Genomic DNA, 15,599 nt, shown 5'->3' on the forward strand with positions numbered 1-15,599 from the left:
TATTTTCAAATTTTTTTTTGGAAAAAATTAATATACATCTTTCAAATAGCGTCCAGCTTCTTTCATTTTTTTTATAAAAAACTCTGGAGAAGTACGGCCAATTTCTTTTATCACACGATATATCGTATTCTCAACATCTATACTCATAGGTGTTTTTTTTCCACAAATGTATACATACGCCCCATTCTCTATCCATGTAAAAAATTCCTGACGATTTTCCCATATTTTATTTTGTACATATATTTTTTCTTCTTGATCTCTAGAAAAAGCAAGACTAACACGATGAAGTACTCCATTTTTTTTCCAATTTTGAACTTCTGTTTGATATAAAAAATCAGAAGCAAAATGCTGATCTCCAAAAAAAAGCCAATTCTTTCCAGAAGCTCCTATTGCTTCTCTTTCATATAAAAATGAACGAAATGGAGCTATCCCTGTTCCAGGTCCAATAAGAATAATATCTTTGTCTGATTCTGGTAACTTAAATAAGTAATTTTTATGAATAAAAAAAGATAAAATATCACCTTCCTTTAATTTAGAAAGAAAATCAGAACAATAACCATATTTAATTTTTTCACCTATTTGAAATTGATGACGTGATACTGTAATGTGTATCTCAGAATCATGAACTCTTGGAGAAGAAGAAATAGAATATAATCTAGGTTTTATAGGATCCATAATTTGAACTAAGTCTTCTGGTTGATTTCGATTTTTCATAGGAAAATTCTTTAAAAGATCAAAAAGATCCCATTCTTTATCATAAGGAATGTCTTTTTTTACCAACGCTGAATATTTTTTCAATACAATTGTAGACAAATGAAAAATATTTGCTTCTTTTTTTAAAAAATCAAACATATTTTTCATTTTATTTGAAGTATTATCATTTTTATTTTGAAAAAAATTCATAATCTTTTGTACTTCTTCTGAAGGGTTTTCTGCTATAATGCCTACCGAATCCCCTGGTTCATAATTGACTTCATCAGGGTTTTTGATTAAAATTTCAATATGATGAATTTCTTTGTTAGAACCTCTTCCTTTATCGTTTAAAAGTGTATTAGTTAAAATAGTTCCATAAATTTTTTTTTTTTTCACGTTTTTTTTGATAAATTCTTCCTGAATTTTCCCTTTCTCAAAAAAATTTACAATTTTCGTAAACCATTCTTCTGCTTTATCTTCAAAATCTACATCACATTTTTGTAACGGAATTAGTCTAGTAGCTCCCACTTCATGTAAACGTCTATCTACATCTTCTCCTGCTTTGCAAAAGAAAGGATAAGAACGATCGCCTAATGCTAATACACTATATTTCATACTATCTAAACGAAGATCTTTCTCTTGATGAATAAAATCAAAAAAAGATTTAGCAGATGATGGAGGTTCTCCTTCTCCATGTGTACTAATAATTATGAAAAAATAATTTTCTTTTTTTAAATCAATCAAACGGTATTGATCTAAACTTATTAATTTTATTTGTAATTTTTTATCTTTAGCTTTCTTAACAAGAGAAAAAGCTAAATTTTTTGCATTTCCGGTTTCTGTCCCATAAACAAGTGTAATTTTTTCTTTAAACTTTATCAATTTTTTTGAATTTTCATTTGAATTTTCATAGGAAGAAATTATTCCAGATAAAAATCCAGACATCCAAATAATTTCTTCTTTAGAAGAATTTTTTATGAATTCAATGAATGCTTTATTTTTTGATTCAGATAACATTTTTTTTCAAGTTTAAAACAGAGATGAATTACAAAAAAAACAAAATATTAAGACACAAAATAATTTTTTTTAGGAAAAAAATATAGATCAGAAGTCCATTTAAATTTTCTATGTAAATTGACCGTTTTTCCTATAATTACTAAAGATGGAGATAAAAATTTTTTTTCTTTTCTTATTAATTCTTTACAATTGTAAAGGGAACTTGTATAGACCTTTTGCATCGGTGTAGTAGCTTGTTCCACTATTGCTACCAATTTATCTGTATAAATATTTCTTTTATTCATTATCAATTTATCAAAAATATAGTCCAATTTTTGAATACACATATAAAATACTAACGTATCCGAAGTCTTCATAAATTCAATCCATTGATCTTGACGAATAGAGTTTGGATCATGAAGTGTAATAAAACGAACTGAAGAAGCGTATCCCCTTGCTGTAAGAGGAATCCCTGTGTAAGCAGCAGCACCTACAGCTGCAGTAACTCCTGGAATGATTTCATAAGAAATATCATATTTTTTTAATTCAATTAATTCATCCATAATATTAGAAAAAATAGAAACATCTCCCCCTTTTAGTCTAACTACATATTTTCCTTGCAAAGCATGATAAATCATAATGTCATTGATTTTTTTTTGAGTCAGATATAATGGATTCTCATTTCTACTACTACTACAATATGTAGAGCGTTTTCCTACATAAATAATTTTTCTTTTAGAATTTGAATATTTTTTTAGTATTTCAGGACTGACAAGACGATCTACTAATATCACTTCGGATTTTCTTAAATGATAAACGGCTTTAATAGTTATCAAATCAGGATCTCCTGGACCTGCGGAAATAAAAATAACCTTTTTCATTTTTTTTTATGATTTATGAATCAAAAAGATCTTCCACAGATAAATATCTCTCTCCAGTATCATAATTAAATGTCAGTATTGTCGAATTTTCAGAAAAATTGGATAATTTTTTCGCAATAGCAGACAATACAGCTCCTGTAGAAATTCCTACCAAAATTCCTTCTTTCTTTGCCACCTTACGAACATAACTAAATGCTTCTTCTTTAGATACTAAAAAAGTTCCATCTAGTATTTTAATATTTAAAATGGATGGAATAAAACCTGCACCTAACCCTTGTAATGCATGAGGATTAGGTGTCCCCCCAAATATTACCGAAGATTCTATAGGTTCTACAGAAAATATCTTTATAGTTGGAAATTTTTTCTTTAATACTTCTCCTATTCCAGTAATATGTCCTCCAGTTCCTACTCCTGTAATAAAATAATCAATTCCATCAGGAAATGATTCTAAAATTTCCTTAGCCGTAGTATATTTATGTATATTAGAATTAGAAATATTGTCGAATTGTTTTGGCATCCATGAATTTGGAATAGAATTCACCAACTCTTCCGCTTTTTGAATAGCTCCCTTCATTCCTTCTTCTCTAGGAGTAAGAACAAATTTTGCTCCATAAACTGAAAAAATTTTTCTTCTTTCAACACTCATAGATTCAGGCATTACTAAAATAAGACGATATCCTTTCACAGCAGATACCATTGCCAATCCAACTCCAGTATTTCCAGAAGTAGGCTCAATGATAGTATCTCCATTCTTAAGAATTCCTTTTTTCTCTGCATCCTCGATCATGGATAATGCTATTCGATCCTTAATGCTTCCTCCTGGATTATTTTTTTCCAGCTTCATCCAAACTTTATGATTTGGATATAAACGAAGAAGACATACATGAGGTGTATTTCCAATAGTATGCAAGATACTTTCTGCTTTCATCTTTATATTTTATTTTTTTTATTATATCATATAGTTAATAGGATCGGGAAAAGGATTGTTATTTCGCATCCTTATTTCGCTTTTTTGATAAACTATAGAATATGGAGGGATACTATGTGTGACCCATACATTTCCACCAATAACACTATCATGTCCAACTATCGTCTCTCCTCCCAATATAGTAGCTCCAGCATAAATAGTAACTTTATCTTCTATAGTAGGATGACGTTTCTTATTTGCTAATTTTTTATCTACATAAACAGCTCCTAAAGTGACCCCCTGATATATTTTCACTTTATTTCCTATTTTCGTACTAGATCCTATCACTATTCCTGTTCCATGATCTATCACAAAAGCTTTTCCGATTTCTGCAGCGGCATGAATATCGACACCCGTTTTACTATGAGCATATTCTGTTATTAGTCGAGGGAGAATTGGAACTTTTAAAATCCACAGTTGATGAGCCATTCTATATAATGCAGTAGCAAAAAATCCGGGATATGACAAATAAATTTCTTCTATTACGGTTGCAGCTGGATCAAAATCTAAAATAGCATTAGCATCTGTCACTAATGTTTGATAAATATTAGGAATTTTTTCAAAAAAATTTTTTGTAAATGTTTTTGATTGATTTTCTTCAAAATTTAATTCTAAAAGAATATGATGCAACTCGTGTTGTAATATTTGATAATTTTTATTTAAAGATTTTCTGTTTTCTAAAATATTCTGATCAGGGGTAAAAAGTAGATGAAATAAACCTTCTACAAATTTTTCGGACATCTTTTTATGAGGAAAAGGATAAAATCCTTTTTTTTTATTTTCAAACAAATTATTTAAAAAATCTGAATTAGACATAATAAAAAATTATTCAAAATTTACTCGATCATACAAGCGGCTATTGTGGCATAACTCGTTTCATCTATCAAAATAGAAGCTCCATTATCTCTTATCTTTTTATAAGAATCAAAAGGAATTGGTTTGGATGTTTTTATTCTCACTTTTACTAAATCATTTAATCCTACATTATCTGGATTTCTCTCTTTTTGAAAAGTATTCACATTTATGCGATAAATAATATCTGTAATCACAATTGGAATTTGAAAACTGTGAATTTGAAATAAATATCTTTTTTTTCGTTTCAAACGACTATTCTCCATCCAACAAAGAACAGCATAAAAATCTTGAGAGACCTTAGGTTGATCATCGTCATTCTTTACAAGAATATCACCACGAGAGATATCTATTTGATCTTCTAAATACATAATTATGCTTTGAGGAGCAAATGCTTCTTCAATTCGTTTTCCACCCATTTCCATATACTTTATTTTTGTGTGCAAATTAGTGGGATAAACAATGATTTCATCTCCTTTTCTATAAATACCACTGATAATTTTCCCTGCATATCCACGTAAGTAATTATTAAGTTCTCTTGATCGAATAATATACTGAATTGGAAATCTAGATGGTTCTAAATGAGGTTCTTTTTGAATCCATATATTTTCTAGCAAGGAAAGAATGCTAGGGCCTCTATACCATTTCATATTGGAAGATTTATCTACTACATTATCTCCATTTTTTGCACTAATCGGAATTGTTTCTATATTTTTCAAACCGACTCTATGAGCAGTGATTTGATATTGACGAATTATATCTTTGTATATTTCATAATCATAACCAATCAAATCCATTTTATTAATAGCTAAAATAATTTTTGGAATATTCAATAATCCGAGAATTAAAGAATGTCTTTGTATTTGTTCTACTATTCCATAACGAGCATCTACCAATATAATTGCTAAATCTGCGTGAGAAGCACCCGTTACCATATTTCTAGTATATTGAAAATGTCCTGGAGTATCTGCTATAATAAATTTTCTTTTAGATGTAGAAAAATATTTATAAGCCACATCAATAGTTATGCCCTGTTCTCTTTCAGCTCTTAACCCATCTGTTAACAATGATAAATCTATTTGATTTTCATTATCCACATGTTTTTCCGTAATCATAGATAATTGATCTGTCAATACAGAATGACTATCATATAATAAACGTCCAATAAGAGTACTCTTTCCATTATCTACACTCCCTGATGTGATGAACCTTAAACTATCCATGAATATATATGTTGTATATTAAAAATATCCTTGTTTTTTTCGATCTTCCATAGCAGTATCCGATAGAGAATCATCAATTCTTGTCTGACCTCTTTCACTTATTCTCGTATCTAAAAGTTCTTGAATGATTTGTTCTACATTTTTTGCATTTGACTCAATGGCTGCTGTACAAGTCATATCTCCTATAGTACGATACCGTAAGTTTTTTCTACAGATGACTTCATCTGGATTAGGTTGAATGAATTTCGATATGGCCATCCATTTTCCTTGAAAATTAAAAGCATCTCTTTGATGTGAAAAATAAATAGAAGGTAATAAAATATCTTCTTTTTGTATATAATTCCATACATCTAATTCGGTCCAATTACTAATGGGAAAAACACGTATATTTTCTCCATTTCGTATTTTTCCATTGTAAACATTCCACAATTCAGGTCTTTGTAATTTTGGATCCCAAGATCCAAATTCATTTCGAATGGAAAAAATCCTTTCTTTAGATCTCGCTTTTTCTTCATCCCTGCGTCCGCCACCAATACATGCATCAAATTGAAATTCTTCAATTGTATCTATAAGTGTATAAGATTGTAAAATATTTCTGTTGGGAAATCTTCCTTTAGGTTCAGATAAATTCTTACGTATTATAGTGTCCTCTACTTTACGTACAATAATTTTTTCTTCAATATTTTTCACTAAAAAATCTCTAAAGTCTAATGTTTCAGGAAAATTATATCCCGTATCAATGTGTACCAAAGGAAATGGTAACTTTCCTGGTCTAAAAGCTTTTAAAGCTAAATGAACTAATAAAATAGAATCTTTACCTCCTGAAAATAATAAAGCCGGTCTATCAAATTGTCCTGCTACTTCCCTATAAATATGAATGGTTTCTGATTCTAATTGTTCCAAATAGTTTAAATAATAAGTTTTCATATGTTCCTTTTGATGCATTTTGTATCATTAATTTCTTATATTTTTTAAGTGTAATCCACACTCTTTCTTTACAGAATTCTCTTCCCACCACCATCGTCCACTACGATAACTTTCTCCACTTTTAACCGAACGTGTACATGGTGCACATCCTATACTTAAATACCCATTATTATATAAACGATTATAAGGAATGTTATATTTTTTAATAAGTTTTATTATTTGGTCGGACTTCCAATTAAAAAGAGGATGATATTTTATTAATTGATAATTAGAATCCCATTCTAAAAAATTTAAATTTTTTCTTTCAATAGAATGTTCTGAACGTAATCCAGTAACCCAAATTGCATTTCCTTGCAAAGCCCTTTTTAAGGGTTCTACTTTTCGTAGAAAACAACATTTCATTCTATTTTGAACGTTTTCATAAAAAGAATTAGGTCCTTTTTCGGATAAAAATTTTTCTAATTTTTTAGTATCCGGATAATATGCAGAAATGGAATAATTGTAAAACTTATTTGTATCTGACCAAACTTGATAAGTTTCTTTAAAAATCCTACCCGTATCTAGGGTGAATATTTTTATAGGAATTTTTCCATTTAGAATAAAATGAGAAATCAATTGATCTTCAATGTTAAAACTGGTAGAAAAAACTATTCTTTCAGGAAAAATCTCTGAAAGAATTTTTAACTTTTCTTCTATAGAAAAAGATTCAATTTTTTTAGCAATATCAGACAAACATTTCTCGGATGGATTTCGCAATTTCATATTTTTTATTCATTACCATTTCTTCTTTGAAGAAGAAGATTAATCATTACAAATTAATCTTCCATATAACCAAAAAAAATAAAAAACCCTTCGAATTATCTATCAAATCAAAGGGAGGCTTGTTACAGATCGCAATTTTAATTTACAAATATATAAAGAATTGTAGAATTTATTATGAGATCATAAAATTTTATTCATTAAGAAGAAGATTTTTTATTACAAAATTCCTTATTTCTTTCCTTTTCAATTTTCCAAAAGAATTTTCTATAAAATTTTTTACGAAAAAAATTGCTCTCGGTTTATAAAATTTTTTTTTTCCAATAAACACATGTTGAGGTATTTTAACAGAAAAAAAACTACCCTCAATAATTAATACTATTTTTTCTCCCAAAATTTTATCGGGAATTGAAGAAATTAAAAATCTTCTATGAGAAGGAATAAATGAATATATTTCCTTTTCTATTAATTCAGGAAGTATTTTAATCCCTCCACTATTAATAATATTATCAAATCTACCTATCCAATTAAATTCATGATCAGAAATCAAATGAACCATATCATTGGTTTGAATAAAGGATTCCATATTATATATCCCTAAACAATTCCTTTTATCTATACTTAGATAGACATCATCGAATGATTGAAAATATGGAACACGATCTAATCCATTAATCTTTCTCAAGGCTATATGACCCAATGTTTCTGTCATTCCATAGGTAGCATAACATATCGTTGATATTTTTTGTAATCTTTCTTCTAATTCAACAGAAACAGAACTGCCCCCTATCAAAACAATTCGGATTTTATACAAATGATTTATACTTGAAAAAACTTGCATAGGTACCATGGATGCAATATCAAAAAATTCTTCAATATTTTCTAATGGAGTAGATGATGGCGGAATACAATAGATATTCCACTGAAATATCATTGCACGTATCAAAAACATTTTACTCGCTATAGAATCTGGAGATAGACATAATAAACCTATAGTTCCTCTTTTTTTGAGATTTAAAAAATTTACGGTTCTTTTTGCCGATTCATACATCCATTTTTTTTTCATAAAAATCCTTTTAGGATTACCCGTGGTTCCAGAAGTAAAACCCATTAATACTGTTTGATTTTTTTCATTCCAATTCTTTAAAAAAGAAAGAATAGATTCTTGCCATTGATACAATGGATGTCCTTTTAAAACTAAATTAGTAACAGATATTTTATTTGAAGAAAAATAAATCCACATTCCTAGAAAATACTCTTTATATTCCATTGATGCAAAGGATTGTACCAAATAAAACCTTTTTTTATATAAATAGGAGAAAAAAGATCATTATAAAAATATCCTACATTTAACCCATGTATTCCTCTACTATTTTTATATTTTTGTTCAATTTTAAAGGTCCATTGAGCCATCGTATTAATTCCTATATGACTATCCAAAGAAGAACTAATCCACCATACTATTCCTCTTTTATTAGCTTCTAATATCCATTCTTTACATCCGGAAAACCCTCCACATACACTTGGTTTTAACACTATATATTGAGGTTTTATCGTATCCAACAATCTTTTTTTCAATTTTAAATCATTAATACCTATTAATTCTTCATCTAATGCTATGGGGATTTTTGATACTTTGCATATTGTAGACATTTCTTTCCAATTCCCAGATCGTATAGGTTGTTCTACCGAATGAATAATATTTATATCACAAAGCTTATTTATACAGGATAAAGTATCTTCTTTCCTTTTAAAAGAACCATTTGCATCCATTGATATTTTTATATATGGATATTGATTTTGAATTTTTTTTAACAAAAAATACAAGTATTGATTATGAAAAAAAATTGGACTTATTTTCATTTTGATGAATGAGAATCCTTGAAATATTTCCTTTTCTATTTCATGTTCTGTATTCTTTATAGAAGAATACCATATCAAACTATTTATAGAAAGCCCTATTTTACCATTAGTAAATTTAGAATCATATAAAATTGGAAACTTTTTCTTTAAATACAAAAAAGCCTGTTCCAATCCAAATAAAATCGAAGAATAAGAAATATAAGAACGATAATAATCGATTTCTGTTTTCTTTATAGCGTTTATTTTTCTAGAAACAAACAACAATTCTTTTTCGTAAAAATTTAAATTAGTTACTTTTTCCAATAGTGGATTGCATTCTCCAACTCCTATTTTTTCTTCTTTTTTTATAATCAAAAACCAGATTATACTATAATCAAATGTCTTATTGGCATTTTTCACTTTTTCTTTGAAAAAAAATTGATATTTTTTTAGTTCAGATCTTACCATCATACATATGATAAACTTATCATAATCTCTTATACCCTTATAGATTCTCCCATTTTTAATAAAAATAATTCTTTTCCATTTTCAAAAAATTTATTTTTTGCCTGTTCTTTATCAATTTCTATAGATTCAAAAGTGTCGTAATGCACTCCCAATATTTTATTACACTGCAGAAAATTTGAAGCCATAATAGCTTCTTCTACATCCATAGTATAAACACCTCCTATAGGAAGAATAGATATTTTTAATTTTCCAAAAGTAGGAATGAGACTCATTTCTTTTGTCAAAGAAGTATCTCCGGATATATATATATTTCCTTTTTTTGTATGTAAAAGAAAACCTCCAGGATTTCCTCCATAAGTTCCATCATTAAAAACACTAGAATGAACGGCCCAAACATACTTTAATTTTCCAAACGGAAAAGATATAAAAGATCCATAATTTATTCCATAAGTTTTTAATCCTTTTTTTTCAAAAAAATTGGATATTTCATAGTTTGAAATCACCATAGAATTTAACTTTTTTGCAAATAATTCAACATCACATATATGATCATTATGTGCGTGAGTGATTAAAATGTAATCAACTTTATTAAATTGACGAATAGTGTTATTTAGTAATGATGTATTTTTTTTGAATATAGGGTTATCCGAAAAAAATGGATCTATTAACAAATAGATTTTTTCTATTTCTAATAGACATGTACTATGTGTAAAAAAAGTTATTTTCATTTTCAAATTATATATTATATAAGTGTTACAATATAATTTTTTGCATTTTATTTAATAAATAAAGCTTCCAAATCCTATACACATGGAATAAAAAAAAGTAATTAAAACTAATTTTTTTAATTCTGAAGTAAAACCCTTATAATTTTTCATGAAAAAAATTTTCTTTAAATGTTGTGCAAAAAAAGGAATACTTAATATAAAAAAAAACCATTGATAAATATTTTTGTAAGTTAAATAAATAAACCATCCTCCTAAAAATAGAGAAATTAATATAGAAAAAATATGATATAATTTTGCATATTTAATACCTAATATTCCAGCTATTGTATATTTTCCATTTTTATAATCATTTTTTATATCTCTCATATTATTAACATTTAAAACAGAAAGACTCAAAAATCCTATTGATAATGATAAAAAAAGCATTTCCGAGGAAAATACATAAGTATACAAAAAATAACTTCCTTCTACAGAAACTAAACCAAAAAAAATCAAAACAAATAAATCTCCCATTCCCACATATCCATATGGATAAGGGCCAATAGTATATTTGATTGAACTATATATGCAAATTAAAAGACCCATAAAATAAATTAGAAAAATAAAAACACCTTTTGTATTTAAAGATTTGTAAATTAAAAATATACCGGATAAAAAAGATAATATAGAAAATATATTTATAGCTCTTTTCATAGCTAACAAAGAAATTAACCCTCTTTGAACAATTCTTTTTGGTCCAATTCGATGATTATTATCTATTCCTTGAATGCTATCTCCATAATCATTTGAAAAATTAGCCAATATTTGCAATAATATAGCAGTAAAAAGACACTGAAAGTAAGTAATAAAATCTCCAAATCCTTGAGATTTAGAAATTAAAAAACTTAAAGTAATTCCGGAAAAAGAAAGGAGTAATGTTTGAAAACGAATGGCATAAAACCAATATTTTAATTTCATAAAAATCTTGGAAATTTCTTAAAATTTGGATTTCTTTTTTCTAAAAAAGCATCTTTTCCTTCTCTAGATTCTTCCGTTAAATAAAACATTAAAGTAGCATCTCCAGCTAATTGCATTAATCCATGTTGTCCATCTAATTCTGCATTTAAACAACGTTTAATCATTCTTAAAGACATTGGACTTCTCTTTTGTATCGTTTGACACCATTCTATAGTTGTTTTTTCTAAATCATTCAAAGGAACTACTTTATTAATCAAACCCATTTTGAATGCCTCTTCTGCAGAATATTTTTTACACAAAAACCACATTTCTCGCGTTCTTTTCTGACCAATATGACGTGCTAAATAAGAAGAACCGAACCCTCCGTCAAAAGATCCTACTTTAGGTCCAACTTGACTAAAAATAGCATGATCTGATGCTATAGTTAAATCACAAACTACATGTAAAACATGTCCTCCTCCCACAGCAAAACCATTGACCATTGCAATGACTGGTTTAGGTATTTCTCTTATTTTCTTATAAAAATCTAAAATATTTAATCTAGGAATTCCATCTTTTCCTAAATATCCACCATAACCCCTAGTTTTTTGATCTCCTCCAGAACAAAAAGATTTATTTCCAGATCCAGTAATAATCAATACATCAATATCTTTTCTATCATAACATATATCTATAGCATCGATCATTTCTTTCACAGTTTCTACACGAAAAGCATTATGACATTCAGGCCGATTTATTTCTATTTTAGAGATTCCTTTCCAAAAAAGAAATAAAATATCTTCATATTTTTTTATTGAAATCCAATTTATTGTAGAATGCATATTAAAATTGATGTTTATTTTTATATACCAAAGTAACAAAAAAAATCATTTTTTTTAATAATGTTATTATGTTCCGTAATATTTTTTCCATAATAATAGGATTATTAGTAAGTCTTGCTGAAATTCTTTATGCTATAAAATGGATAAAAAAGTGGTTTATAACAATACAATTTATTCCACTGAAAAAATTACAAAATGTATTTTTTTATGCTCCTCCTGAATTTTTTATAACTTTATTTTTTTTCTATATTATTAGCGCTTTAATAGGAGGAATAACTACGGCATTTTTTGTCCAAAACGCTAAAAAAGCTTATGCATTATTAACTGGTTTTATTTTATTTATTATTGCTTTCATTCACATATTTTTATATACTTTACCATTGTGGTTTAAAATAATTATCCTTCCTATTTTTTTCCCATTTTCATATTTAGGAGGAGAATTTGTAGAATTTTTACAAAGGAAGAAATGGATAAACTAACAAATATAAAAATCCAGATAAATATCCTATTATAGCTAGCCAACTAATTTTTTTCAAATACCAAAAAAAATCTATTTTTTCCATTCCCATAGCTGCTATACCGGAAGCAGATCCTATAAGAAATATACTGCCTCCCGTTCCGGATACATAAGCTATATGATGCCAAAACTCATGATCTACAGGATAAGAAAACATGGCAATAGTAGCTGCTACTAATGGAACATTATCTATAACAGAAGATATTAATCCAAATAAAAATGTAGTTACTTTCCATGTAGAAACTATATGGCTAATCCAACGAGATAAATTATATAATACACCTAAATATTCTAAAGCTGAAACAGAAAGTAATATTCCGAAAAAAAATAAAATACTAGAAAAATCTATATTTTGAAATACTTCTTCTATAGAAAAATTTTTTTTTTGCATATTAATGATCAATCCTAGTATTCCAAGAGAAAAAATCATCCCCATATATGGAGGAAGACCAGTTATAGTTTTAAAAATAGGAACAAATAATAAAAGACATAATCCTATATTTAATATCCAAAAACCTTTTTTACGATCTATTTTTGATAACTGACTTTTTTCTATTTGAATAATTCCATCAAAAATGGGCATTAATGAACCGATTAGCGTTGAAAAGAACATACATAAAGCAGATGGAATAAAGATTCTTTTAACAAGATTAAAAGTAGTTACATTCTTAGATATCCATAACATTGTAGTAGTAATATCACCTATAGGTGACCATACTCCACCTGCATTTGCAGATATGATAACTAAACCTAAATAGTATAAACGTTCTTTATAATCATAAATTACTTTTTTTAAAATGGTTGCTACAACTATGGTTGCTGTTAAATTATCTATAATAGCAGATAAAACAAAAGATAATAAACTTATTATCCATAAAAATTTTCGTTTTGTATTAGTATGAAATAAATTCCTTAATACTTCAAAACCAGAATATTTATCAATAATAGAAATAATTGACATGGCCCCAATAAGAAAAAATACTATTTCAGATGCTTTTCCTAAATGGAATAATAAAAAAATTTGAGGGTCTTTCCATTTATTATTTAATTCAAAAATAGGAATATTCCAAAACATAATTAAAGACCAACAAACAGAAGCCATAAGAATAGATGGAATAACCTTATTCAAGGATATTGTATTCTCAAGAGTAATAAAAAAATATCCAATAATAAAAATCAATATTATCATTGATTCCATAGTTTATTTATTGGAGATAATAAAAAAAAAATTAATAATTTATTTCCATCCTGGATAATGAGAATTTTTACCTAGCGCATCTTCGATACGTAATAATTGATTATATTTTGAAGTCCTTTCAGAACGACAAATAGAACCTGTTTTGATTTTTCCAATATTTAATGCTACAGATAAATCAGCTATAAAAGGATCTTCTGTATCTCCAGAACGATGAGAAATAATGTTATAATATCCATTTACTTTTCCTGTATTTATGGTTTCTATTGTTTCTGTCAATGTTCCCACTTGATTTACTTTGATAAGAATAGAATTGGCTATTCCTTCCTTTATCCCCTCATTTAATTTTTCTACTTTTGTTACAAATAAATCATCTCCAACTAATAAAACTTCTTTTCCTAATTCTCTAGTTAATATTTTCCATCCTTCCCAATCATTTTGATCCATTCCATCTTCAATGGATATAATAGGATAACGTCTTGTTAAATAAGACAAATAATTAACATGTTCCTCTTTCGATCTTTCTATTTTCTCTTTATTTCCATTTTCAAATTTAGAATAATTATATTTGTTATCTTGATAGAATTCAGATGCTGCACAATCTAAAGCCAAACCTATTTCTTCATAAGGTTCATAGTTAGCCTGATGTATTGCTTCCATAACATTATCTAATACATCTTCAATTCCATTAAAATTAGAAGAAAAACCACCCTCATCCCCAACATTTGTTGATAATCCTTTTTTAGATAAAATATTTTTTAGTTTATAAAAAACTTTATATCCCATTTGAAGTGCATCAAGAAATGTATTAGCTTTCATGGGAACTATCATAAATTCTTGAAAGGCTATAGGAGCATCTGAATGCCTACCACCGTTTACAATATTCATTAATGGAATTGGCAGTACATGTGCATGTACTCCTCCTATATATTTATAAAGAGGTATATTTAGCTCATTAGAAGCTGCTTTTACTACAGCTAAAGAAACTCCTAAAATTGCATTAGCTCCTAATCTTTTTTTATTTTTCGTTCCGTCTAAATCTAATATTAATTTATCGATAGATATTTGATCCATTACAGAATAACCAATTAGTTCTGGAGATATAATATTGTTTACATTATGAACCGCTTTCATTACTCCATTTCCTAAAAATTTATCTCCACCATCGCGCAATTCAAAAGCCTCATTTTCTCCTTTTGATGCTCCAGATGGAACACAGGCACGTCCTAATATATTTTTTTCTGTCACTACATCTACTTCTACAGTAGGATTTCCTCTAGAATCTAATATTTGTCTAGCTTTGATAGTTTTAATTTTACTCATGGTTATTTTTACCTATTTGATCCTCCTTCTTCCTTTTTTTACTATTACTACGCCTTACTGATTTCCTATTTTTTTTAGAATTATAAATATCATTAAAATCAACTAATTCAATCATAGATAACTTAGCCATATCACCAAAACGAGATTGAATTTTTATAATTCTTGTGTATCCACCAGGACGTTCACGTACTTTTTGAAAATGCTCTCTAAAAAGTTCTGATACTGCAAATTTATCTCTTAATAATGCAAATATATTTCTTCTAGAATGAAGAGTTTTTATTTTAGATTTAGTAATAATAGGTTCTATATATTGTTTTAAAGCTTTTGCTTTGGCTAAAGTTGTAAAAATTCTTTTTTCTTTAATCAAAGATGAAGACATATTAGAAAGAAGAGATTTTCTATGTCCAAATTTTCGTCCTAAATGATTATTTTTTCTTCTATGATTCATAA

At 27.5% G+C, this 15,599-nt stretch carries 16 protein-coding genes; 1 reads left to right on the forward strand and 15 read right to left on the reverse strand.

From position 1 onward, the window contains the following. Window positions 1–27: 27 nt before the first annotated feature. The 12 genes from H0H60_RS01830 to menB all read right to left on the reverse strand — a co-directional run bounded on the left by H0H60_RS01830 (window position 28) and on the right by menB (window position 12,114). Window positions 28–1,710, reverse strand: a complete 1,683-nt coding sequence (locus tag H0H60_RS01830) for a diflavin oxidoreductase (protein WP_185862484.1) — start codon at window positions 1,708–1,710, stop codon at window positions 28–30. A gap of 47 nt (window positions 1,711–1,757) precedes the next feature. Further along, complete coding sequence (gene cobA / locus H0H60_RS01835) at window positions 1,758–2,570, reverse strand: uroporphyrinogen-III C-methyltransferase (RefSeq protein WP_185862485.1); 813 nt, start codon at window positions 2,568–2,570, stop codon at window positions 1,758–1,760. A gap of 13 nt (window positions 2,571–2,583) precedes the next feature. Further along, window positions 2,584–3,498 carry a cysteine synthase A gene (gene cysK, locus H0H60_RS01840; protein ID WP_185862486.1) on the reverse strand — a complete coding sequence of 305 codons (915 nt, stop codon included), beginning with the start codon at window positions 3,496–3,498 and terminating at the stop codon, window positions 2,584–2,586. A 21-nt stretch (window positions 3,499–3,519) separates the two neighbouring features. Beyond that, complete coding sequence (locus H0H60_RS01845; RefSeq protein ID WP_185862487.1) at window positions 3,520–4,353, reverse strand: serine O-acetyltransferase; 834 nt, start codon at window positions 4,351–4,353, stop codon at window positions 3,520–3,522. A gap of 20 nt (window positions 4,354–4,373) precedes the next feature. Continuing rightward, a complete protein-coding gene (locus H0H60_RS01850) occupies window positions 4,374–5,612 on the reverse strand; it encodes a sulfate adenylyltransferase subunit 1 (protein WP_185862488.1) in 1,239 nt (412 codons plus the stop codon). An 18-nt stretch (window positions 5,613–5,630) separates the two neighbouring features. Then, window positions 5,631–6,539 (reverse strand): sulfate adenylyltransferase subunit CysD, encoded by a 909-nt coding sequence (gene cysD, locus H0H60_RS01855; protein ID WP_185862978.1) that lies wholly within the window; start codon window positions 6,537–6,539, stop codon window positions 5,631–5,633. A 27-nt stretch (window positions 6,540–6,566) separates the two neighbouring features. Beyond that, window positions 6,567–7,301, reverse strand: coding sequence for a phosphoadenylyl-sulfate reductase (locus H0H60_RS01860; RefSeq protein WP_185862489.1), 735 nt, complete (start codon window positions 7,299–7,301; stop codon window positions 6,567–6,569). Window positions 7,302–7,491: 190 nt separating this feature from the next. Next, the gene (locus H0H60_RS01865; protein ID WP_185862490.1) at window positions 7,492–8,568 is read right to left on the reverse strand and encodes an AMP-binding protein; all 1,077 of its coding nucleotides are present in this window, start codon (window positions 8,566–8,568) and stop codon (window positions 7,492–7,494) included. Next, window positions 8,544–9,611 carry an enolase C-terminal domain-like protein gene (locus tag H0H60_RS01870; RefSeq protein ID WP_185862491.1) on the reverse strand — a complete coding sequence of 356 codons (1,068 nt, stop codon included), beginning with the start codon at window positions 9,609–9,611 and terminating at the stop codon, window positions 8,544–8,546. The genes H0H60_RS01865 and H0H60_RS01870 overlap by 25 nt, the downstream gene beginning before the upstream one ends. A 26-nt stretch (window positions 9,612–9,637) precedes the next feature. Next, entirely contained in the window at window positions 9,638–10,336 is a 699-nt protein-coding gene (locus H0H60_RS01875; protein ID WP_185862492.1) for a metal-dependent hydrolase, read from the reverse strand. 51 nt (window positions 10,337–10,387) lie between these two features. Next, window positions 10,388–11,293 (reverse strand): 1,4-dihydroxy-2-naphthoate octaprenyltransferase, encoded by a 906-nt coding sequence (gene menA / locus H0H60_RS01880; protein ID WP_185862493.1) that lies wholly within the window; start codon window positions 11,291–11,293, stop codon window positions 10,388–10,390. Next, window positions 11,290–12,114 (reverse strand): 1,4-dihydroxy-2-naphthoyl-CoA synthase, encoded by an 825-nt coding sequence (gene menB, locus H0H60_RS01885; RefSeq protein ID WP_185862494.1) that lies wholly within the window; start codon window positions 12,112–12,114, stop codon window positions 11,290–11,292. Before menB ends, menA begins: the two co-directional genes overlap by 4 nt. Before the next feature lie 68 nt (window positions 12,115–12,182). Here menB and H0H60_RS01890 point away from each other — a divergent pair, with 68 nt between their 5' ends. Further along, the gene (locus tag H0H60_RS01890) at window positions 12,183–12,593 is read left to right on the forward strand and encodes a hypothetical protein (protein ID WP_185862495.1); all 411 of its coding nucleotides are present in this window, start codon (window positions 12,183–12,185) and stop codon (window positions 12,591–12,593) included. Here H0H60_RS01890 and H0H60_RS01895 read toward each other — a convergent pair. Genes H0H60_RS01895 through rplQ form a run of 3 tightly spaced genes read right to left on the reverse strand, consistent with a single transcriptional unit; the run spans window position 12,567 to window position 15,597 of the window. Beyond that, on the reverse strand, window positions 12,567–13,829 hold the full coding sequence (locus tag H0H60_RS01895; protein ID WP_185862496.1) for an SLC13 family permease: 1,263 nt from the start codon (window positions 13,827–13,829) through the stop codon (window positions 12,567–12,569). The genes H0H60_RS01890 and H0H60_RS01895 overlap by 27 nt on opposite strands. Window positions 13,830–13,868: 39 nt before the next feature. After that, window positions 13,869–15,149, reverse strand: a complete 1,281-nt coding sequence (gene eno, locus H0H60_RS01900; RefSeq protein WP_185862497.1) for a phosphopyruvate hydratase — start codon at window positions 15,147–15,149, stop codon at window positions 13,869–13,871. Continuing rightward, the gene (gene rplQ / locus H0H60_RS01905; RefSeq protein ID WP_185862498.1) at window positions 15,142–15,597 is read right to left on the reverse strand and encodes a 50S ribosomal protein L17; all 456 of its coding nucleotides are present in this window, start codon (window positions 15,595–15,597) and stop codon (window positions 15,142–15,144) included. The genes eno and rplQ overlap by 8 nt, the downstream gene beginning before the upstream one ends. Between the last annotated feature and the right edge of the window lie 2 nt (window positions 15,598–15,599).

The organism is Blattabacterium cuenoti (assembly GCF_014251735.1).
GTDB classification, from domain to species: domain Bacteria; phylum Bacteroidota; class Bacteroidia; order Flavobacteriales; family Blattabacteriaceae; genus Blattabacterium; species Blattabacterium cuenoti_C.